This window comes from Pseudomonas sp. LTJR-52 (genome assembly GCF_003691465.1).
Classification (GTDB): domain Bacteria; phylum Pseudomonadota; class Gammaproteobacteria; order Pseudomonadales; family Pseudomonadaceae; genus Chryseomonas; species Chryseomonas luteola.
In genome coordinates this window covers 2,755,804-2,776,393 of the sequence record NZ_CP033105.1, presented here as the reverse complement: position 1 = coordinate 2,776,393, position 20,590 = coordinate 2,755,804, and the positions used below count along the sequence as shown (strand labels likewise).

The 20,590-nt window shown below is 55.3% G+C and carries 22 protein-coding genes; 13 read left to right on the top strand and 9 right to left on the bottom strand.

The annotated features are described in order from the left end of the window. Nucleotides 1-5 precede the first annotated feature (5 nt). Nucleotides 6-545 carry a peptide deformylase gene (gene def, locus EAW52_RS13045; protein ID WP_122042721.1) on the top strand — a complete coding sequence of 180 codons (540 nt, stop codon included), beginning with the start codon at nucleotides 6-8 and terminating at the stop codon, nucleotides 543-545. 5 nt (nucleotides 546-550) lie between these two features. Here def and EAW52_RS13040 read toward each other — a convergent pair whose 3' ends face one another. Continuing rightward, nucleotides 551-1,180, bottom strand: a complete 630-nt coding sequence (locus EAW52_RS13040; RefSeq protein WP_122042720.1) for a DsbA family protein — start codon at nucleotides 1,178-1,180, stop codon at nucleotides 551-553. A 46-nt stretch (nucleotides 1,181-1,226) separates the two neighbouring features. Next, nucleotides 1,227-1,661 (bottom strand): NUDIX domain-containing protein, encoded by a 435-nt coding sequence (locus EAW52_RS13035; protein WP_122042719.1) that lies wholly within the window; start codon nucleotides 1,659-1,661, stop codon nucleotides 1,227-1,229. 366 nt (nucleotides 1,662-2,027) lie between these two features. On the opposite strand from EAW52_RS13035, the gene EAW52_RS13030 reads away from it, so the two are divergent. The 4 genes from EAW52_RS13030 to EAW52_RS13015 all read left to right on the top strand — a co-directional run bounded on the left by EAW52_RS13030 (nucleotide 2,028) and on the right by EAW52_RS13015 (nucleotide 4,903). Further along, nucleotides 2,028-2,894 (top strand): hypothetical protein, encoded by an 867-nt coding sequence (locus EAW52_RS13030; RefSeq protein ID WP_122042718.1) that lies wholly within the window; start codon nucleotides 2,028-2,030, stop codon nucleotides 2,892-2,894. Nucleotides 2,895-2,896: 2 nt separating this feature from the next. Continuing rightward, the gene (locus EAW52_RS13025) at nucleotides 2,897-3,334 is read left to right on the top strand and encodes a phage holin family protein (RefSeq protein WP_010798078.1); all 438 of its coding nucleotides are present in this window, start codon (nucleotides 2,897-2,899) and stop codon (nucleotides 3,332-3,334) included. After that, nucleotides 3,331-4,209: a DUF3618 domain-containing protein gene (locus EAW52_RS13020; RefSeq protein ID WP_122042717.1), complete on the top strand. Its 879-nt coding sequence runs from the start codon at nucleotides 3,331-3,333 to the stop codon at nucleotides 4,207-4,209. Before EAW52_RS13025 ends, EAW52_RS13020 begins: the two co-directional genes overlap by 4 nt. Nucleotides 4,210-4,567: 358 nt before the next feature. Next, nucleotides 4,568-4,903: a hypothetical protein gene (locus EAW52_RS13015; RefSeq protein ID WP_122042716.1), complete on the top strand. Its 336-nt coding sequence runs from the start codon at nucleotides 4,568-4,570 to the stop codon at nucleotides 4,901-4,903. Here the strand turns inward: EAW52_RS13015 and EAW52_RS13010 are convergent. Beyond that, complete coding sequence (locus EAW52_RS13010; protein WP_100217730.1) at nucleotides 4,897-5,418, bottom strand: hypothetical protein; 522 nt, start codon at nucleotides 5,416-5,418, stop codon at nucleotides 4,897-4,899. The two genes, EAW52_RS13015 and EAW52_RS13010, sit on opposite strands and share 7 nt — an antisense overlap. Before the next feature lie 275 nt (nucleotides 5,419-5,693). Here EAW52_RS13010 and galU point away from each other — a divergent pair, with 275 nt between their 5' ends. Both galU and gorA read left to right on the top strand, forming a co-directional pair. After that, complete coding sequence (gene galU / locus EAW52_RS13005) at nucleotides 5,694-6,524, top strand: UTP--glucose-1-phosphate uridylyltransferase GalU (protein ID WP_010798082.1); 831 nt, start codon at nucleotides 5,694-5,696, stop codon at nucleotides 6,522-6,524. Between the two features lie 130 nt (nucleotides 6,525-6,654). After that, nucleotides 6,655-8,016, top strand: a complete 1,362-nt coding sequence (gene gorA, locus EAW52_RS13000) for a glutathione-disulfide reductase (protein WP_010798083.1) — start codon at nucleotides 6,655-6,657, stop codon at nucleotides 8,014-8,016. Nucleotides 8,017-8,079: 63 nt separating this feature from the next. Here gorA and EAW52_RS12995 read toward each other — a convergent pair whose 3' ends face one another. Beyond that, nucleotides 8,080-9,093, bottom strand: coding sequence for a bile acid:sodium symporter family protein (locus tag EAW52_RS12995; RefSeq protein WP_122042714.1), 1,014 nt, complete (start codon nucleotides 9,091-9,093; stop codon nucleotides 8,080-8,082). Nucleotides 9,094-9,176: 83 nt separating this feature from the next. Here EAW52_RS12995 and EAW52_RS12990 point away from each other — a divergent pair, with 83 nt between their 5' ends. Together EAW52_RS12990 and EAW52_RS12985 are read left to right on the top strand one after the other, a co-directional pair. Next, nucleotides 9,177-9,968, top strand: coding sequence for a helix-turn-helix transcriptional regulator (locus EAW52_RS12990; protein WP_019365026.1), 792 nt, complete (start codon nucleotides 9,177-9,179; stop codon nucleotides 9,966-9,968). A gap of 11 nt (nucleotides 9,969-9,979) precedes the next feature. Continuing rightward, nucleotides 9,980-10,606 (top strand): trimeric intracellular cation channel family protein, encoded by a 627-nt coding sequence (locus tag EAW52_RS12985; RefSeq protein ID WP_122042713.1) that lies wholly within the window; start codon nucleotides 9,980-9,982, stop codon nucleotides 10,604-10,606. 3 nt (nucleotides 10,607-10,609) lie between these two features. On the opposite strand, the gene EAW52_RS12980 is transcribed toward EAW52_RS12985, so the two are convergent. The 3 genes from EAW52_RS12980 to EAW52_RS12970 all read right to left on the bottom strand — a co-directional run bounded on the left by EAW52_RS12980 (nucleotide 10,610) and on the right by EAW52_RS12970 (nucleotide 14,926). Beyond that, nucleotides 10,610-11,350, bottom strand: coding sequence for a PIG-L deacetylase family protein (locus tag EAW52_RS12980; RefSeq protein ID WP_218567929.1), 741 nt, complete (start codon nucleotides 11,348-11,350; stop codon nucleotides 10,610-10,612). 91 nt (nucleotides 11,351-11,441) lie between these two features. Beyond that, nucleotides 11,442-14,009, bottom strand: coding sequence for a DNA ligase D (gene ligD / locus EAW52_RS12975; RefSeq protein ID WP_122042712.1), 2,568 nt, complete (start codon nucleotides 14,007-14,009; stop codon nucleotides 11,442-11,444). A gap of 11 nt (nucleotides 14,010-14,020) precedes the next feature. Continuing rightward, nucleotides 14,021-14,926: a Ku protein gene (locus EAW52_RS12970; protein ID WP_122042711.1), complete on the bottom strand. Its 906-nt coding sequence runs from the start codon at nucleotides 14,924-14,926 to the stop codon at nucleotides 14,021-14,023. Nucleotides 14,927-15,111: 185 nt separating this feature from the next. Here EAW52_RS12970 and EAW52_RS12965 point away from each other — a divergent pair, with 185 nt between their 5' ends. The 4 genes from EAW52_RS12965 to nadE all read left to right on the top strand — a co-directional run bounded on the left by EAW52_RS12965 (nucleotide 15,112) and on the right by nadE (nucleotide 18,191). After that, nucleotides 15,112-16,101 (top strand): XdhC family protein, encoded by a 990-nt coding sequence (locus EAW52_RS12965; RefSeq protein ID WP_122042710.1) that lies wholly within the window; start codon nucleotides 15,112-15,114, stop codon nucleotides 16,099-16,101. 1 nt (nucleotide 16,102) lies between these two features. Then, nucleotides 16,103-16,765, top strand: coding sequence for an NTP transferase domain-containing protein (locus EAW52_RS26195; RefSeq protein WP_177411909.1), 663 nt, complete (start codon nucleotides 16,103-16,105; stop codon nucleotides 16,763-16,765). Between the two features lie 84 nt (nucleotides 16,766-16,849). Continuing rightward, nucleotides 16,850-17,353, top strand: coding sequence for a CinA family protein (locus EAW52_RS26190; RefSeq protein WP_033352115.1), 504 nt, complete (start codon nucleotides 16,850-16,852; stop codon nucleotides 17,351-17,353). 4 nt (nucleotides 17,354-17,357) lie between these two features. After that, nucleotides 17,358-18,191 carry an ammonia-dependent NAD(+) synthetase gene (gene nadE / locus EAW52_RS12955; protein ID WP_122042709.1) on the top strand — a complete coding sequence of 278 codons (834 nt, stop codon included), beginning with the start codon at nucleotides 17,358-17,360 and terminating at the stop codon, nucleotides 18,189-18,191. Between the two features lie 52 nt (nucleotides 18,192-18,243). Here the strand turns inward: nadE and EAW52_RS12950 are convergent, their stop codons facing one another. Both EAW52_RS12950 and EAW52_RS12945 read right to left on the bottom strand, forming a co-directional pair. Continuing rightward, complete coding sequence (locus EAW52_RS12950; protein WP_122042708.1) at nucleotides 18,244-18,981, bottom strand: ferritin-like domain-containing protein; 738 nt, start codon at nucleotides 18,979-18,981, stop codon at nucleotides 18,244-18,246. A 9-nt stretch (nucleotides 18,982-18,990) separates the two neighbouring features. After that, a complete protein-coding gene (locus EAW52_RS12945; RefSeq protein WP_122042707.1) occupies nucleotides 18,991-20,157 on the bottom strand; it encodes a hypothetical protein in 1,167 nt (388 codons plus the stop codon). Nucleotides 20,158-20,590 lie beyond the last annotated feature (433 nt).

Genomic DNA, 20,590 nt, shown 5'->3' with positions numbered 1-20,590 from the left:
CAGAAATGATTCGTGAACTGGTGAGAATGGGTGATGAGCGCTTGTTGCGCATCGCCAAGCCTGTGCCGGCATCCATGATTGGCAGCCAGGAGTTGGATGCGCTGGTGGCGGATATGTTTGAGACTATGGAACAAGCTGGTGGTGTGGGTTTGGCTGCTCCGCAGATTGGCGTGGATCTGCAGTTGTTCGTAATGGGCTTCGACAGCAGCGAACGCTACCCGGATGCACCGGCAGTGCCCCAAACCGTTGTTATCAATCCTGTGATAACGCCGTTGTCACAAGAGATGGAGGAGGGGTGGGAAGGCTGCCTTTCCATCCCCGGCCTGCGCGGTGTCGTTGATCGGTATGCCCGTATCCGTTACGAGGCAGTGGACGCGAGAGGCGAAACGATTGATCGGATCGCTGAAGGTTTTCATGCGCGCGTGGTTCAGCACGAGTACGATCATTTGATCGGGCGGCTCTACCCGTCGCGAATTACTGACTTTTCCCGGTTCGGATTCACGGATGTCCTCTTTCCGGAAACCTCACCGGCAGCTCAACGCTAGCAGGCTCAGCGTTGAGTCGTGAGCGTCTCGATTGCCCGTGTGAGACGCTCATAGTCCACCGCGCCGCTAAGCTGGGTTGCCTCTTCGTAGGCTTGGCCTTCCAGACGGATTAGTAAGGTGGGTACCGCTGTAATACCCAGTGTCTGGGCCAGCGCTTCATCGTCGAGCACGCTCTGGGTATGGCGATTTTCTTCAAGCGCCACACCTAATTCGAATGTATCGATGCCCTGCAGGTTCGCAATATCCAGCAGAATGTCGTCACGACCGATGTCGCGGCCTTGTTCAAAAAAGGCCTTGAATATCCCTCGATGCATGGCATCGAACTGTCCAGATTGCCGGGCATGTTCAGCCACTTCCAGTGCTCGTCGGCTACGGGGTTGCACGGGAGGCAGGCGCAATGTCAATCCCCGTTCTTCCGCCATGGGATATACCGCTCGCGCCCATGTGCTGCGTAAGTAATGGCTATCCGGGATAAGGGTTGGGATGGGGTCTGGTCTCAATTCGAAGGCATGCCATGTAACAGTCAGCCTGTCGCCATAATGCGCCTTCAGTTGATCGAGCAGCGGCAATTCCAGATAACAGAATGGGCAAACGTAATCGCTCCAGACGTCGATGTGGATAGGCAGTGTGCTCATAGGACTCTCCTTTGCAGGAACGACAGGCGTAGACTCTTGACTCTCGTTATGCCTGTCGGTTCGTAGGAGAAAAACCCGTATTCCGCTGCAATAGCGGTAGAACGTGTTCAGACAGCAGAGGCGCCAGAGCAACCTCATAAGGTGGTGTCAGCGGTATCCAGGCCAGCGCCTCAAGCTCCGCCGCTACAGCCAGCGAGGGTGTATCTACATAAGCCATGAAAAGCTCTGCCTCAATCATGGTGTCTGGCTCGTTGGCAGCGGGCGCCTGAAAGAGGCCGAGCGGCTGGCAGGTCTCGGTATCCAGCAGCAGATTCAATTCTTCCTGAATCTCTCGTGCAAGTGCTTCGAGACCGCTTTCGCCTGCTTCCAGTTTGCCGCCAGGCAACATGAAGAATCGGGTATGTCGTTTACGTACCACGAGTAATTCGTTTGCCGGGTTGAGCAGGCAAGCGGCGGCAATTTTTAGGCGAGTAATAGGCATAGCACATCCTTGTCTTGGAATAAGGCCACTATTGTCCGCACCTTGGTCAGTATTGACCAGCCCTATGCGCAGCTGGGGTATGACGCATTGATGCGAAAACCATAGGTAATCGGTTTTTCCAACATTTCACAGAAAACCTTTAAAGGCGGCGTATACCGATGCCGGTTATCGTGAATAGCGCTACTTGACAAAATCGAAACGAACTCCTCCGTGCCGCTGAAGTCACCTTATTAACGCGCAGTTTTATGTCTTTTGAGTCACCGCTGCGCTTACCAGCCGCTATTGTGCGGAAAAACGTAAAAATGGTGGGACCAAGCTATGACATCACCCTACGAGAGTAATACTCGAGAAAGCCAGCAGCAGAGTATGCCGTCTGCCCAAGAACAGGCCGAAGCCATGAAAGATAAGGCCCGGAGTGTGGCGGACAATGCAATGGTGCAAGGTAAAGGTCAGATTGATCGTTACAGCGACAAAGCCGCCAATGAAATCGAAACCGTCGCTAACAGTTTCAAAGCGGCAGCGTCGGAGCTGAGCGACCAGGATCGTGCCGGTCTTTCAGGCTATGTCTCCGATATCGCCCAAAGCATGGCCGGGTTAGCTGATACGCTACGTGGCAAAAGCGCTGACGAGTTGATTCAGGAAGCAGGCCGACTGGCCCGTGAAAACCCGGCACTCTTTTTGACCAGCAGCATCGCTATTGGCTTTGGACTGTCTCGCTTCGCCAAGGCCAGCAGCCGCAAAGCCAATACCTCCGGCACGGAGATGTCGTCTTCGAACACCAGCGGCTCCGGACTAGGTTCCGATTTATCCTCCGGCTCGTCCTACACCGCTCGGGCAGGTGCAACGGGTGAAACCACGACCACGCCGCCAACGCTGGGCGAGAGCGACAAGGAAACATCCTGTCGTGTGATGGGCTCCAGTGCGGCCATGGGAACCACGTCTTCGGTTAACCATGCCGGTATGGGGGGCTTTGAGCATTCAGATGGCACGCGGACTATAGATCCGGCATCCCAGACCAGCACACCTGTTATCGCCGAACAGGAAAGCACCTATCAAAACAGTACCTCCCAGTCGCCTAAAGGCGATACCACGGCCACTACCTCAATTGTCCGTCCAGTGCCTACATCCGACTTGGGCGATACCCCACCTTATGGTTCCCCCGCGCTTGATCCTGATCGTGCATCAACCACAGCGCTAGGCAATACCAAGAAGGACACTAACGGAGGTCTGTAATCATGAAAGAACAACCGAACCTACGTGATGCTACCTATCAAGAAGAGACTGGCATCGATTCAAATTCAACCTCTATTGCAGGTCTGGTGCGTCAGCTGACACGCGAAGTGCCTTCTCTGTTTACCAAGGAATTAGCACTAGCCAAGGCTGAGATTACCGAAGCCTTGAATACTACCAAGGCTGCCACAATCAGCATGGCATCAGGCGGTATTGTTTTGATGGCCGGTTTTATCATGCTGCTGCTTTCAGCCGTTCTTGGGCTGAGCCAGGTCATGGCGCCCTGGTTGGCCGCCCTGATCGTGGGCGGTGTGGTGTGCATAGTGGGTCTGGTAATGGTATCTGCGGGCAAGAAGAAACTTGACCCTGCGGCGTTCAAGCCAGAGCGAACCATTAATAGCATGCAGAAAGATAAAGAAGCCGTGAAGGGGAAAGTAGCATGAGCACCGATACCCATAGCCGACTAGACGCTGAATCGCAAAAAGATCCTGCGACTCTTGAGCGTGAAATCGATCAGCAGCGTGACAGTATCAACGATATCGTGAATGCGCTGGAAAGCCGCCTTTCTCCCGGCGAGTTGCTTGACAAGGCAATGACCTATGCCAAGGGCAATGGAGGCGAATTTATCAATAATCTGGGCTCGACCATCAAGGCGAACCCGGTGCCGACACTGCTTACCTCGGTTGGGCTCATGTGGATGATGATGGGTCAGAATCGCAGTCAGCCCTATACCAATGCGGGCATGTCCTCTACAGGCACGTCCTCCACTGGTATCGTCGATTCGCTAAGGGACAAAGCTTCAGGCCTGAGCGACACATTACACGACAAGGCCAACAGTATGTCCGGCGCGGTACATGACAAGACAGACAGTATGAGAACGCAAACTCAGGGCTTTAAGGACAAGGCTGCGGACATGCGCAGCAGCACGTCTGACTCCATGAGTTCAGCCCGTCAGACTGTAAGCGAAAAAGCTCAGACTGCATCCGAGACCATGCGTAACCAGACGGCCAAGGCAAAAAGTGGTTTCCAGTATATGCTGGAAGAGCAGCCGTTGGCGCTGGGTGCCATTGGGATTGCGGTAGGTGCGCTACTTGGAGCGACCTTACCTGCAACCGAGCGTGAAAATCGCTTGATGGGCAAGACCAGTGATCGGATCACTGACAAAGTGAAGATGAAAGCCGAGCAGGGTTATGCCAAGGCAGCTGAAGTAGGGCAGGATCTGGCTGATCAGGCGACAAATCGTGTTAAGGAAGAAGCCGATCACATGTCTTCCAAGCATCAGGAACAAGAGCCACAGCGCGCATCACGCTCCATGTGATATGTGCTTTCCCACTAGCGGCCTGCGCTCGGTAGGCCGCTAGAATTTCTCTACCTTTTGATTGGATACTCCTGAATCGTATCGGCTATAGTGGCGTCTAACGAAGGCACGAACGTGCAATCGATATCTCACGATCCACTCCTTCCCGTATCCCTTTCTTTTTTCGTCTGTAGAAAGCCTTTGTTGGGACTTTATTGAGTCCTGCCAGAATACTCTGCCTACGAACGCCGTCCTAAATTCTTTACAGGTCCTACCTGACATCGCCGAAAACTAAAAAGGTATGCGGTGGTGGGACCAATGGTTTGGAAACAGGCCCTTTCGTAGAGGTCTTAATGTGAAGGAAGAGCGGGAGATCGAAATGAGCGTATTTAAAATAGCAACGTGTGGGCTTGGACTGGCATTGGTGTTGGCCGCCAATACAGGTATTGCAGACGAGTTTGATAGACGTGCGATACCCCGAACCTATATAAGCCCCGGAGCGTCCGGGAGCATCGAGACGCAGCAGCGTAGCCAGCACTATAATCTATACGGTGGCCAGGCTGTCCCGCGTGGAACGGTTCGGGAGTACCGCTCTCATTCCAGCGGACAGTATGAACAGCGAGGCTCCATTCGCCAGAGCACGGAATACCCTGGCGGAATCGAAATTGAACGGACGCCGGGCTCTACAACCAACCGGCTTGAACGTGGTCAGTGAGTCATGGCCGCTGTTTCGGAAGGCTTGTCACTGCTCAGACGCTCCACCAATACCAATGCCTTCTCGAAAGAAGGATAGCCGCTCTTGGCAACGTCAAGATCGCTGTAGCTGTCCTTGTAGGTTTCCGCTCGAATAGGGTCTGCTTCAGTTACCAGGTAAGGCTTGGAATAGACCTGATAGAGCATTGCATAGGCCAGCGGATACTCTTTCTTGGCTGAGGTTTCCAGCAGGGACAGCACGTCATCTGCTTGCGGGCCTTGCTTGATCATTACCAGCGCCTTGTAGAACTCGATCTCACCGGTGCCTTCTTCAGCTTTGTCGGTTTGCATCGAGGCGCGGTTGAGCAAGGCGTCAGCCAGTTTGAGTTCATCTTCCCCTCCGGATACTACAAGCATCTTTGCCTGGAGGAGGTCATTCTGGGTGAGCAGATGCAGTTCTTCCTGAGTAAGTTGAGGGGATTTACTGGCGCAGCCTACCAGCAATGCGGTAGCGAAAAGAGGAATCCATTTTTTCATAATAGATCGTTTGATCCCTTGTCTAGCCATCTGAAGCAGCTTGTCTTCGACGGTGGTGGTGCCAACGAGTTCACTACTCATCATATCTCGTCTGCGGAAAAGCGCTTTATAATCGAACCGCTGGGCGCTTTCGTGGTCGGATCTCCCAACGCTCGGGTCGAGCGCTTTTAGACGTCCATTTAATCGGTCACTGAGAGCCTCATGCTGAGCATTGTAACCCGATGAACGGCTGTTTAGACTGCCATAGTATTGCTCCCACAGATCAAAGGACGCCCATGATCACCAAATGTCTGTTCCCGGCCGCCGGCTACGGCACTCGCTTTCTTCCAGCAACCAAAGCGATGCCGAAGGAAATGCTGCCCATCGTGAACAAGCCCCTGGTCCAGTACGCCGTTGAAGAGGCACTCGACGCTGGGCTCAAGCAAATTGCTATGGTCACCGGGCGTGGCAAGCGCTCTCTGGAAGACCATTTCGATATCAGCTACGAGCTGGAAAGCCAGATCAAGAACACCGCGAAGGAAAAGTACCTGACCGGGATTCGCCGCCTGATCGACGAATGCTCCTTCTCTTATACCCGTCAGATCGAAATGAAAGGTCTGGGTCATGCCATCTTGACTGGCCGTCCTCTAATCGGTGACGAGCCGTTCGCCGTTGTGCTGGCGGACGACCTGTGCCTGAACCTCGAAGGCGATGGCGTTCTGAAGCAGATGGTCAAGCTGTACAACCAGTTCCGCTGCTCCATCGTGGCTATCCAGGAAGTACCTGCGAACGAAACACACAAGTACGGTGTGATCTCGGGCGAAATGATCCGTGATGATATCTACCGTGTGAACAACATGGTTGAGAAGCCTAAGCCGGAAGATGCACCTTCCAACCTGGCGATCATTGGCCGTTATATCCTGACGCCTGATATTTTTGACCTGATCGAGCAGACCGAGCCGGGCAAGGGCGGTGAAATTCAGATTACTGATGCCCTGATGAAGCAGGCTCAGGACGGTTGTGTTCTGGCTTACAAGTTCAAGGGTCAGCGTTTCGACTGCGGTAGTGCGGAAGGCTTCGTTGAAGCAACCAACTTCTGCTTCGAGAACGTCTACAAGGAGCTCTGATCTCCTTGTTAGCCTGTGTTTGACAGAAGCCACCTTAGGGTGGCTTCTGTCGTTTAAGGCAACAGTATTTTCGTCAGCAGCGATGCAGGTGCGTTAAGCTGGTGAGCAGTTAAGCCGATCAGGATTCGTCATGACATACGATTTTGACCTTTTTATCATCGGTGCGGGGTCGGGCGGTGTTCGTGCAGCGCGTTTTTCCGCCGATTTTGGTGCTCGCGTGGCCGTAGCGGAAAGCCGCTACCTGGGCGGCACCTGCGTAAACGTCGGCTGTATGCCGAAAAAGTATTTCGTCTACGGGGCTTCGTTCCATGACGAGTTCAGGCAGTCGCGCAGTTATGGCTGGAAGGTCGAGGAGCAGGGGTTCGATTGGCAGAATCTGCTAGCCAACAAAGACCATGAGATTCGTCGACTGAACGGCATCTATCGTGCACTGCTCATCAACAGCGGGGTGACACTGCTGGAAGACCATGCGCGAATCATTGATGCGCATACTGTCGAAGTGACGGGCAAGCGCTACACCACCGAGCGAATCCTCATCGCTACAGGCGGTTGGCCCTCAGTGCCCGAGTTGCCTGGTCGTGAACACATCATTACGTCCAATGAAGCCTTTTATCTGGATAAGCTGCCGGAGCGAATGATCATCGTGGGTGGCGGTTATATCGCGATCGAATTTGCATCGATCTTTCACGGCTTGGGCGTGAAGGCGACTCTCATGTACCGCAAGGAGTTATTCCTGCGCGGGTTTGATGACTGCGTACGGGTGCATCTGCGGGATGAGTTGCTCAAGCGAGGCCACGATCTGCAATTCAATGCGGAAATTGCCCGTATCGACAAGCAGAGCGATGGCAGTTTGAAGGTTACGCTCAAGGATGGCCGTGTTCAGGAAACTGACTGCGTGTTCTATGCGACAGGCCGTCGCCCCATGCTGGATAACCTGGGCCTGGAAAACGTTGGCGTCGAGCTCGATGAACGTGGCTTTGTGAAGGTGGATGAAACCTTCCAGACCACGGAGCCCTCAGTGTATGCGATTGGGGATATCATTGGCCGTGTGCAGCTGACGCCTGTTGCCCTGGCAGAGGCCATGACGCTGGCTCGCAGCCTGTACAAGCCTGAAAGTTACAAACCACTTGATTACAACCTCATCGCTAGCGCGGTTTACAGCCTGCCTAACGTCGGAACGGTAGGACTGAGTGAAGAGCAAGCCCGTGAAAAGGGCTACAAGCTTAGGATTTTCCAGACGACCTTCAAGCCTACCAAGCTCAGCCTAACCAATGAGACGGAGCGTACGCTCATGAAGCTGGTCGTGGACGCCGAGACTGATAAGGTGCTGGGTTGCCATATGGTCGGGCCCGATGCTCCCGAGCAGATCCAGTGTCTGGCAGTGGCTCTCAAGGCCGGTGCAACCAAAAGCTGCTTTGATGACACCATCGGTATTCACCCGACAGCAGCGGAAGAATGGGTGACCATGCGTTCCCCAGTGAGGGAAGACTGATTTACGTAATACATAAAAAAGGCCGGCAGTGACCGGCCTTTTTTATAGGTGAAGCAAAAGAATTCAGTGCGCCTTGGCTACCTTGGTTTCACTGGCGGTTGTCTCTTCACGCCGCCCGTAGCGCTGTGCCAATACCGCACACACCATCAGCTGGATCTGATGGAACAGCATAATGGGTAGCAGAATGGCACCCATGCTACTGCCAGCGAACAACACCTTGGCCATCGGCACGCCAGTCGCCAGACTCTTCTTGGAGCCGCAGAATACCACTGCGATCTCGTCTTCTTTGTTAAAGCCCAACAGGCGCGACGTATAGCGGGTAATCAGCAGCGCCAGGGTGAGGATTACCGAGCAGACTGCAGCAAGACCCAGCAAAGCGGTCAGTGGAATGGATGACCAGAGGCCTTCAAGAATGGCAGCGCTGAACGCAGTATAGACAACAAGCAGAATGGAGCCCTGATCGACAAACTTGAGGCTGGACTTGTGTTTGTCGACCCATCCGCCAATCCAGCGGCGCAGGATTTGACCCGCGATAAAGGGAACCAGAAGCTGAAGGAAAATCTTGGTAATGGCATCTAGGGTTGACATGCCATTGGTGTCTCCACTGCTTTGCGTGTCCAGCAGCAGGCTTACCAGTAGCGGCGTCAGGAACACACCAATCAGGCTGGACGCCGAGGCACTGCACACGGCGGCAGGCACGTTGCCACGGCCCATTGAAACAAAGGCGATGGAAGACTGTACGGTTGCCGGTAGGGCACACATATACAGTACGCCCATGTAAAGCTCAGGCGTGACGAGGGGCGAAAGCAGCGGCTTGAGCGCCCAGCCCAGCAGCGGGAATAACAGGAAGGTGCAGCAGAAGATCAGGAGATGAAGGCGCCAGTGGGTAACGCCCGCTACAATGGCCTCGCGTGACAGCTTGGCGCCATGCAGGAAAAACAACAGGCCAATGGCGATGTTGGTGATCACATTGAGTACCCCGGCAGCGGTTCCGCTACAGGGAAAGATGCTAGCCAACGTGACGGTTGCTATCAGGTACAACGTAAAGTTGTCGGGTAAAAAGCGTGGACGAGCCATTCACATCTCTCGAACAGTTGTTGAGTCTGACTTCGCAGTCTACTGTGGTGTGATTATTCCGACTAACGTCAAAAAGGCTTTCAATGTCGCCTAACGGACAATCCGCTGAATTACGCCGGCAGATTCCTTCTCTCAAAGCGCTGCCTCGCCCGGTTTATGCTCGGGCCGAGTCGCTGGCACGTGGCTCCTGGACGCCTTGGCATAGTCATCCGTGGGCGCAGCTCTCCTACGCCATCAAGGGGGTGCTTTCGGTGCACACTCGCGCGGGTAGTTTTGTCGCACCTCCTCAGCGGGCCGTGTGGATTCCGGCGGGGCTGGAGCATGAGGTGCGCTCTTCAGCCGAGGCTGAAATGCGCAGCCTCTACCTAGGACCGCAGCTATTGCCGAACCGGGGGGCCGAGTGTCGGGTACTGAGCGTCAGTTTGCTGTTGCGCGAACTGATACGAACGTTCACAACCTTTCCCGTCGAGTACGATGAAGAGGGTAGTGAAGGACGCCTGGTCGAGGTGCTGATCGATCAACTGGCAATCGCGCCTCATATGGCGTTATCGCTGCCATTACCAGCAGATGCTCGACTGCGCCGATTGTGTGAACACTTGCAGCAAGCGCCGGATGATCAGCGTACCCTGGCGGAGTGGGCATTACTGCTAGGGGCTTCCGAAAAAACCCTGAGTAGACATTTTCAGCGGGAAACCGGTCTTACCTTCAGAGCCTGGCGGCAGAAGCTGCGTCTGCTAAGCGCACTGACCCTGCTTGAGCGGGGCGACAGTGTCACGGCGGTAGCCTTGAGTTGCGGCTATGATTCGCCGTCAGCTTTTATCGCTGCGTTTCGAGCGCAGTTCGGAACAACGCCGGGTGACTTCTTTACTCTCTGATGGAGCCCTCGATGGTTTCGCTGTTTTATCTGTGCGATCTATTTGGCGTTGCCGTTTTCGCTATTACCGGCGCCCTGATGGCCGGGCGCAAAGCAATGGATCTGTTTGGTGTCCTGGTAGTGGCCCTGGTAACCGCACTGGGTGGCGGAACCCTACGGGACGTGATTCTGGGGTTGCATCCGGTAAGCTGGATACGGGACGACACCTACATTGCAGTGGTTGTCTTTGCTACTTTAGGTACGGTGCTGTGGGTACGTCTAACGCGACCGATACCGGAAAAAGCGCTTCTGATCGCCGATGCATTTGGTCTGGCAGTGTTTACCGTGATCGGAACGGAAGTTGCCCTGCGTCAGCAGGTGCCTTTGAGCACAGCCGTCATCATGGGCGTCATGACCGGCGTGGCCGGGGGTGTCATCCGAGACATTATCTGCAATGACATTCCACTGATCTTTCATAAGGAGATCTACGCCACACCCTGTATTCTCGGCTCGCTGGTATACATCGGGCTGAGCCGCCTGGCGCTGCCGGCAGAGCTGGTCACAGGCGTTGCGATGCTGGTAGTGCTTCTCATCCGGCTTGCCGCGATCCGTTGGCATTTCGCCTTGCCTCGCATGCAGTTGCTTGACCGTAACCGGTAGTGCTCAAACCAGAAAGATCTCCCAGGGCCGAAACAGGCGCGACAATACATGGGATGGCAGGATAGGCTCCGGCGCCGGGCCGTTGGCTGTGTTGAACGCCTCGACAGCATAGCGCTTCGCGGCAAGACTGGACTCATCCAACGGCAGCCGTCGGGCTCGCTCCCAGGGAAAGCGGTCATCACCCGGACGGAGCCATTGCCATGCCCAAAGCGGGACTTCAATACAGCGAGCCCCTGTGACTACACAGGCAAAGCTGGCGGCACGGCCTGTCGCTTCGTGATCGGCATGACCATCCTCTCGCCAGGCGGTGAACACTGTATCGGTCGACTTGATGAGTGCCGCCAGTTGTTCGCTAAGCCGTTGTTCTTCATTGCTGGCGATGCCGTCGGAAAAGTCCAGCCGGCAGATGTCGACGGACTCCAGGCACAGCCGTCGGCTGGCTTCACGACTTTCCGGCAGGGTAGGTACATGGAAAACCGGTTGGCTGCCCATCCCTTGCTTGTATTCACCCCGCGTTACGCTGACTAAAAGAACTTTGCGCCCCAGCTCGGCAAGCTGGGCCAACAAGCCGCCACAGCCCAGAATTTCGTCGTCCGAATGGGGCGCGATAATTACGGCCCGTCGACCTGGCGGGACCAAATGATTGGCATCGACTTCCGGAATTCCGGCAAATCGGGGCCAGGCGGCCCACTCCTGCGCAGAGGCGCTTTTTTCCTCCAGGGTGCGGGTATTGAGCGTCGTCATATCGCTGTTCCTCGTGCGAGGCCACTACCTCGCATAATGCCGAACTGATATTGGGCGCTTTTAAGGCACATCAACAGTACAGGCGAATCATTTACTCCATACCTAACGTTTTTCGCTGCGCAGCGGTAATCCTCTGGCGCACGGTTGCGTAATCTGCCCAAGGATCATCTTGCCGATGATCCAAATGGTCGAACAGCGTTTCCAGTGTCCACTGGTCGCCTCGTTCAAGTGTTTTCAGCTCCTCACGGCCTATAGGGACCGATACGCCCAGACCCGGGCGTGCCCGTAGCGAATAGGCCGATACCGTGGTGGCACCTTCGCGATTGCGCAGGTAATCGATAAAGATCTTGCCGACTCTGTTCTGCGCGCCCATCTTGGCGGAGAAGCGCTCTGGAATAACCGCCGCCATATGCTGAGTAATGGCCTGTGCAAAGTCTTTCACGCTATCCCAGTCATCTCTGCGTTCCAGAGGAACAACAATGTGCAGGCCCTTGCCGCCACTGGTCTTGATAAAGGCTTTGAAGCCCAGCTCATCCAGTAGGGTCAGCAACAGCTCCGTTGCCTCCAGCATCTGTTTCCAGGGCAGTTTGGGATCAGGATCAAGATCGAAGATCATGCGATCCGGTTTACCGATCTGGTCAGCCCTGGCGTTCCACGTGTGCAGTTCTACCGTGCCCATTTGCGCAGCGCCCAGCAGTGCCTCAAGGCTATCAATCACCATAAGCGGTGCATGGCCTGGATCCAGAGCCGGGTCCAATTCGCGGATATGCGGGATTGCCAGGGTTTGCTTGTGCTTCTGGAATATCTGTTCGCCTTTGATGCCTTCAGGAGTCCGTACCAAGGCAACCGGCCGGTTTTTTAGGTGCGGCAACATCCATGGCGCAATACGCTCATAGTACTCTGCGACGCCTAGCTTGGTGGTTTTTGAAGACGGATCGATAACGCGCTCTGGGTGGCTGATGCGCACGCCTGCGACTTCAGCACCCTCTTTTTTCGTTGAGGCTAACGCTTTCTTTGGCGCAAGGGACGAAGCCTTACGCGGGACGACCTGCGCCTGTTCAAGCCCAATATCCTGAGCCGGCTTGTCTTGCCGCAACCCATGGAAAACACCCTGGCGTACAATTCCGTCGTTGGTGATGGCGGCAAACGCTACTTCACACAGTAATTCCGGCTTGAGCCACGTAACGCCGCGGGCTTGAGCACCCCGAGGCGGGTTCTTAAAGGGGGAGGTGTCAGTTGTGTAGGGCTGCATATGCTCATGGAGTGCAGCCAGGCTTTCCCGGGTAAATCCCGTTCCGATCTTTCCTGCAAAGCGTAGTGAGCCGTCCTTGTCATGCAGGCCGATCAGCAGCGCGCCAAAATGACTTCTTGCTCCCTGGGGTTGGGTATAGCCGCCAATGACGAACTCCTGCCGGCGCTTGCACTTAAGCTTGATCCAGTCGTTGCTGCGCCTGGAGGTATACAGGCTGCCGGCACGTTTTCCAATGACACCTTCCAGGCCAATGGCGCAGGCACTTTCCAGTTTCTTGTCGGCGGGTACGTCGAAGGCTTCCGAATAACGTATGACATTCGAATGGGTGTTATCTAGTACGGCTTTGAGAGCACGACGACGTTCTTCGAGTGGATAACTGCGCAGGTCCGTACCGTTACAGAACGGCATATCGAACAGGTAGTAGAGGATGGTGGTGTTTCGGCCGGTATCGAAAGCGTTTTGCAGGGCCTGGAAGTCAGAGACGCCATTGTCGTCGAGTACGATAATTTCGCCATCAAGCCAACCATTATCCAGGCCAAGTGCTGAGAGAGCCTTTGCCTGTTCTGGCAGACGATGGGTCCAGTCTTTGCCGTTGCGTGTGATAAAGCTGACCTTGCCATCATCAATACGGGTCAACAGGCGATACCCGTCAAACTTGATCTCATAGAGCCAATCGCCTGCCGGGGGAGCGTCGACCAGCGTGGCCAGTTGGGCTTCGACCATTTCAGGCAGTGCTGAAGGCGCAGCGGAAGATGTTGCCTTTGCCGCCGTAGTACGGGCCCGCCTGGGTTTTGCTGGCTCTGCTGCCTTGGCAACAGGTGCCGCTGTTTTACCCAGTCGCGGTAAAGTCTTCTCGCTCAGTACGCTGTCAGGTAGAGCCTCGGTTACGTCATATTCGCTATGAGGTTTAGCGTCATCGTCTTTTTCCTTGATCAGCAGCCACTGCTCTTTTTTGCCGTTGCCATGCAGGCGCGTACGCACCAGCGTCCAGTTGCCCTTGAGCTTTTCGCCTTGCAGCTCGAACTTGAGCTTGCCCGCCGCATAATCGGTAGCTGCATCGCCATGGGGTATCCAAATGCCACGATCCCAGACGATGACGTCTCCGCCACCGTACTCGCCTTCTGGAATGTTGCCCTCAAAGGTGCCGTATTCGATCGGATGATCCTCAACGTGAACAGCCAGGCGCTTTTCCTTAGGGTCATAGCTGGGACCTTTGGGAATGGCCCAACTCTTCAAGGTGCCGTCCAGCTCCAAACGAAAGTCATAATGCAGCCGGCGTGCATCATGTTTCTGAATCACGAACTGTAGCGCTTCGGGCGAGGTGCGCGCGTGGGCCGCATTGCCTTCAGGCTCTGCAGTCACCTTGAAGTTTCGCTTACGGGAGTACTCGCTCAGCGGGTTCGCCATGGCCGGGTTCCTTATTTGGCTGCTTTACGGCCTTTGGGTGAGGCGGTACCTGACGAACGTCGGGTGGTGCTGGTGCGCTTTGGCTTTGCCTTGGAGGGTTGGGCTTTTTCGTCGTCGTTCTCGGGCGGCGTGCGTGTGCCTCTCAGGCTACGTTTGAGCAGCTCGGTAAGGTCAATGACATCGGCCGTACGTTTGGGTACTTCCTGTTCAGGCGCTTCAAGCGTTTCGAGCTTGCCCTCACGTACCTTGCGCTCAACCAGCTTCATGACGTTGTCTTCGAAGGTGTCATGGTATTGCTCTGGATCCCACGACTCGGTCATGTCTTCAACCAGGCGCTCGGCCATGTCGATCTCGCGTTTGGACACCTTGGCGTCCAGGTCTTCAAGACCCACGTCCTCGGCTGAGCGAACCTCGTTGGCCCAGCGCAAGGTGTTGAGCACGAGCGTATCGCCCAAGGGCATAATCACAGCAAGGTGCTGCTTGGTGTGCATTACGACGTTGGCTACGCCAACCTTGCCGGTGCGTTTGAGCGTCTCTCGCAAAAGGATGTATACCTTCTCGCTGTGTTTCTCAGGAGATAGAAAATAGGGCTTTTCGAAGTGCAGGATGGAAATCTCGCTGGCCTCGACAAATGCCAGAATATCGATCGTCTGGGTGGCTTCCGGCAGGGCGTTGTGAATCTCCTCGTCGCTAAGCACGACATACTCGCCTTGTTCGTGCTCGATACCTTTGACGATGTTTTCCCGGGAGACCTCTTTGCCCGTATTCTTGTTGACGCGCTTGTAGCCCACCGGGTCCATGCTGCGCTTGTCCAGCCAGTCGAAATCGATTCCATGGCTGGAGGTGGCGGATACCAGGGAAACCGGAATATTGACCAGTCCAAAACTGACGGCGCCTTTCCAAATCGAACGTGGCATACCGGTTACCTCCAGGTGTGTGCTTTCCACTTTTGAGTTGGCCGCTGCGTCCGAGGTTCCAAAGCGCCATGACGGACGGGGAACCAGATACGTTTCAAAGGCTCTACCCGTGACTGTCGAGGCAAAGCGCGCCTGCTATACACTGGCAGCGCATGGCCTCCTGGCTTACCGATTGAGTGAATTGAATGGATAGTGTGGATTCGAGCGTGTTGCGCAGCGCCTTGGCGTGGCGTCGGGAAGGGCATCGCGTTGTGTTGTTTACGGTGGTTCAGACCTGGGGAAGCGCCCCGCGTCCACCGGGTGCCATGTTGGCTCTGCGGGACGATGGTCGTGCTGCCGGCTCGGTTTCTGGCGGCTGCATCGAAGATGATCTAATTGAACGCATGCATGATGGCCGGATTCCCGAAACTGGAATAGAACTCATCACCTACGGTGTGACGCAGGAGGAGGCCGCTCGGTTCGGGCTTCCCTGTGGCGGAACGCTGCGTTTGGTGCAGGAGCCTTTAGGTGATCCGCAGTGGATTGCCGATCTACTGAGCCGCTGTGACAATCACGAGCTGGTGGCCCGGCAGCTTGAACTTGGCACCGGAGCCGTTCAGTTATTTCCGGCGCAGGCGGACGACGCCTTGCATTTGGATGGACAGACCTTGCGTGTCGTTTATGGCCCGCGTTGGCGATTGCTGTTGATTGGCGCAGGTCAGCTGTCCCGCTACGTTTCCGAAATGGCTCACATGCTGGATTTCGACGTGTTGATCTGCGATCCGCGGCAGGAATTCAACCACGGCTGGGAGACTTCAAAGGCGCGTTTCGTCCCAGGTATGCCAGACGATGCGGTGCTTTCCATTGTTCCTGATGAGCGGACGGCGATCGTGGCGCTGACTCACGATCCGCGTCTGGATGATATGGCGCTTCTGACTGCGCTCAAGTCCTCTGCCTTCTATGTCGGCGCGCTGGGCTCGTTGGGTAACAGCCGCAAGCGGCGGGAACGCTTGGCCTTGTTTGATTTGAGCGAGGAAGAAATCGATCGCTTGCATGGCCCTATCGGCCTGCATATCGGTAGCCATACACCGGCCGAGATTGCTGTTTCACTGCTGGCCGAAGTGGTCGCTGTAAAAAATGGTGTTGCGCTGACGCAAAAGAAACAGCCCAAGGCTGTTGTCGACCAAGTGGCCTGACGTGGCTGATTCGCTATGCGTGATCGTGATGGCGGCCGGGCAGGGCAGTCGCTTTCGCGCCCAGGGCGGGACTGACAAGCTGCTGGCCAGGTATGAAACTGGGGTAGGCGAGTCGACCCGCGTGCTTCAGCAAACCTTGCGCAATCTCAAGGGTATCGGGCAGCGGCGGGTGGTCGTGACCCGACCGGATAATGGAGAGGTGGCGGCACTCGCCAGACGCGAAGGTTTTGACATACTGGCCGTACAAACCCAGGGGATGGGCGAAACACTGGCGCAGGCGATTGCGGCCGAGCCAAATCATCGGGGCTGGTTGATCGCCTTGGGCGACATGCCGTTTGTACAGCCGGAGACGTTCCGCCAGATAGCCAAGGCGGTGTCAGAGGACGTGATTGCCGTGCCGTTCTGCCCTCTAAAGAACAGCGTTTCACAAGCATCCAGTAATTCTCCAGACGGCACTCCTGTGGCTGGTAACCTGGTGGCCGGCACTCCGGTGGCCGGCAATCCGGTGGCGTTTGGCCGTCGTTACTTCAAGGCGTTGTGTGCGCTCACGGGCGACCGTGGCGGGCGAGGGCTGTTTGGGCAAGGTGAGCTACGCTGGGTAGAGTGCAGTGATCCCGGCATCTATCGTGACGTGGATGTGCCTGACGATTTGAAGCGCACCTGACGGTACGTAAGCTTCTTCCAATCGAACTTGCGCGGCGGCTGCCTTTCATAACGGAAATGCGCACTTCGTTTCGTGGGAGCATCCATGAGGTCAGATATCCAACCGGTTCTCGATTATTTGAAAGAGTACGACATGCTGCTGGTGACAGCCGAGTCCTGCACGGCAGGGCGGGTCATTCACCTGCTGTCTGAAATTCCAGGCAGTGGATCCTGTCTTGATGCCGGTTATGTCGTTTATTCTCCTGCTGCCAAGCAGCGTTTGCTGGGCGTTCACCCGTACACGATCGATACGTTCAACCTGACGAGTGAAGAGGTGGCGCGGGAAATGGCCATCGGTGCCCTGCATGACAGTGATGCAGCGGTCGCCATCTCTAACACGGGGCTTGCAGGCCCGGATGGAGTAGATGGAATACCCCCTGGCACCGTATGCTTTGGCTGGGGCTTTCGTTATCAGGGCGAGCTGGCTGTCTTCTCCCGAACCGAACGGTTCTTTGGTGGCCGAGAGGACGTGCAATTGGCAGCAGCCGTCTACAGTTTGACGAATATTCCATTATTCCATGCACGACTATTACGCGGAGAGAGAGGCTAAACGCATGTCAGACGATTACGAATCCATTCAGCGTGACATTATCAAGGCACTCGAAATACCCACCGAATTCGATGCCCAGCGTGAGGCCGAGCTGCGTATCAAGTTTCTCAAGGATTACCTGATCAAGACGGGCATGGAGGCCTATGTGCTGGGCATTAGCGGAGGGGTAGACTCCTCGACTGCTGGCCGTCTCGCCCAGTTGGCCGTCGAGCAGGCTCGTAGTGAAGGTCACAACGCCCGCTTCATTGCCATGCGGCTGCCCTATGGTGTGCAGAAGGATGAAGAGGATGCCCAGCGCGCATTGGGCTTCATTCAGGCGGACGAAGTGCTGACCGTGAATATCAAGCCGGCTACCGACGGGATGCTGCAGGGCTTGCAGGACAGCAAACTGGCCTTTCGTGATGAAGGGCAGCAGGATTTCGTCATGGGCAATGTCAAGGCGCGTCAGCGTATGATTGCCCAGTATGCGGTGGCGGGGGCCCGCAAGGGGCTGGTCATCGGGACTGACCATGGTGCTGAAGCACTGATGGGGTTCTACACGAAGTTTGGCGACGGTGCCTGCGACCTGACTCCGCTACATGGGTTGAACAAGCGCCGTGTACGCATGATTTGCGAATACCTGGGTGCGCCTGACAATCTTGTGCACAAGGTGCCCACGGCGGATCTGGAATCACTGTCGCCCGGTAAGCCGGACGAAGAGGCGTTTGGCATTAGCTACGCCGAAATCGATGATTTCCTTGAAGGCAAGAAGGTCAGTGACCATGCCTATCAGGTTATTTTCAAATACTACAGCGGTTCGCATCACAAGCGAGCCCTACCTGTCACGCCGTATTCCTGAGACCAAACAAAAGGCCCGCATCATGCGGGCCTTCTGCCAAGGCAATACTCAATCAGCTGAGCTGGGCCTTGAGTTCGTCACGCAACATCGTCTTGATCTTGATGAGGTGCTCTTCCTCATGGCGCATGGGCACTTCGAAGCTGGAAGCAATATTGGGATGGTTCGCCTGGCGAGCCAGCTCGATCAGCAACTCCCATGCAGCATTGTCTGTCAGCTCGATGGTCAGCATGGCATTGAGGCATTGCGCCATGTTGGTTCTAGGGTCTGTCAGTACCTGGATAATTCCTTGAGCCATGGTGCCAGAGACATGGGCGCAAGGCGTCATGGCAGTAGGGTCCGCACCTAGTGTTTCGATGGACTCACGTAGCAGCTGCATGTGCTCGGCTTCCTGCTGCTGGATAGTCCTGAGCGTTTCCAGCAGTTCCGGACGAGCATCCGGTGCTGCGGCGACCTTGGCAATGAAGGCTTCATACAGACGAACCCCGGTGCGCTCATAGGCCAGGCGCTCGCCCAGCTTGTCGAGGAGCAATTCGGGGTTTTTACCCATCATCTTGTCCAAGCCTGTTTTCAGTACGCCTTTCATCGAGCCGGGCGGAGGAACGGAGCCGACCTGCTCATCAATAGCTTCATGCTCACGAATGAACTTGACGCGCTCTTCAGTAATGCGCGAGGCATCGCCTGGGGGGATATCCTGGCGGAACTGCTCAGTAGCCTCAATTTGTCTTTTGGTGTCCTCGGGGGACATCTGTGTGCCGGTGCGATTCAACCCCATGGGTGCAGAAGTAGTCATGGCGAGTCCTCAAGGTTTACGGAAGAGTTCGGTACCGGGTGTCCAGATATAACCTGCCGAGGCCATATCCGAAGGGATACCTTCTGAGTTCAGGTGGTTGCGGTAATCCTGAGAAGCCCTGTCTTCCTGTTCTTTTGGTACGTAATGGATGCCGTGGGCGCGCAGGTCGATTTCTTTCGAAAGGGTCTCGCGTACAAAGTCGCGGTTGCGCTTCAAGGGGCGCATTTTGGGCAGCTCGCCAACCAGCACTTCAGCCGGGTCACGACGCTCGTATTTCTTGAACAGGTCACAGGCAAATTCCAGGTGGCCCAGTTCGTAATCCAGGAAGCGCTCCCACAAGGCCTTGATGCGCGGGTTCTCTTCCTGTTCGGCACAGCTTGCGTAGGCATAGACTTCCATTGCCTCATGTACCAGCCATTTTTCCATAAAGGTTTCGCTGGCATCCATGAGGGACTCGTATTGGGTCACATGCTGCTCTTCAACCGAAGCGATTTCGGCATACAGCGCACGTGCAACCGGATCGGCAAATGTGTTGCCGACGTTCATGTAATAGTCGTGAGTCTGGTATTCCGAACTGGTAATCATCGCCGCATGAATCTTGGTGATCAGCTGCGCGGTGGTTTTGTCATAGCTGTCACGTACATCGTCACTGGGATTCCGGTGATGCTGGCTGGTCGGACGACCCGGAATGATGTCCGTGTACCCTTGCAGAATATTGTTCGGATCCTTCCCCTCCAGTCGGTCATACATGGCCGAGTAGCGATACAGGTGATCGAAGTCTTCCAGAAGTCCGAAGCGGTATGACTGTGCCTGGTAGGGATCAGGCTCGTTCTGGGCAACCGCCGCCGTGACTTCAATAGCCACCTGCTCGTAGGCAATGGTCGTTTCCAGCGGGGAGTGGTCACCCGAGATCAGCCAGTTGATGGCGGTAGCCTGATGCTGCTCTACGCGGCGGATATGGGCCAGATGAGGTTGCAGCTCCTTGTGGAATCGCGCGCCGATATGCTTGAGCCGAAGGGCCTCGGTTTCGATGCCGTTCATGAGAATGATGCGGATGCGAGTCGTCGCATCGTCATCCAACTTGCTGATCGGCCGAGTGGCCATTTCACGCCAGGTAAACCGCTGCTTATCCAGCGGCGTGCCTTTCATATCCAGAAGTCCAGCAAATGTATCCATCTTGTCCCCCAGGTTTAATCGCTTCGGGAGAGGGTTAATTCCCTTTATCGCCTCGTCAGTAATAGTCACGGTTGCACACAATAGTGGCACCTGAGGATGGACTCTTGAGGCGTCATAGCATTCCTCTCGTCACAAAATAACTGACCAGTGGAATGTACTTTGAGGAAACTTTATTTTTAGATTTGATTAGTCCATTTATGACTAAAGAGTCTACTAGATCTGTTGTATAAATCTTGTATAAATTCAAGTCGTCTCGCTATAGACATATGGCGCTTCATTACTGACGGAACGCTCTAGAAAGGGATTTGAGGGTATTATGTCTGTGGGTATGAATTTTTCAGCTGGTCATAATGCGATGGTTGGCGAGAACTTTATGAGAAGGGCAGTTGACTAAACAGAAGTGGATAGCGAAGAAACTGAGGCGTTGTGCCTT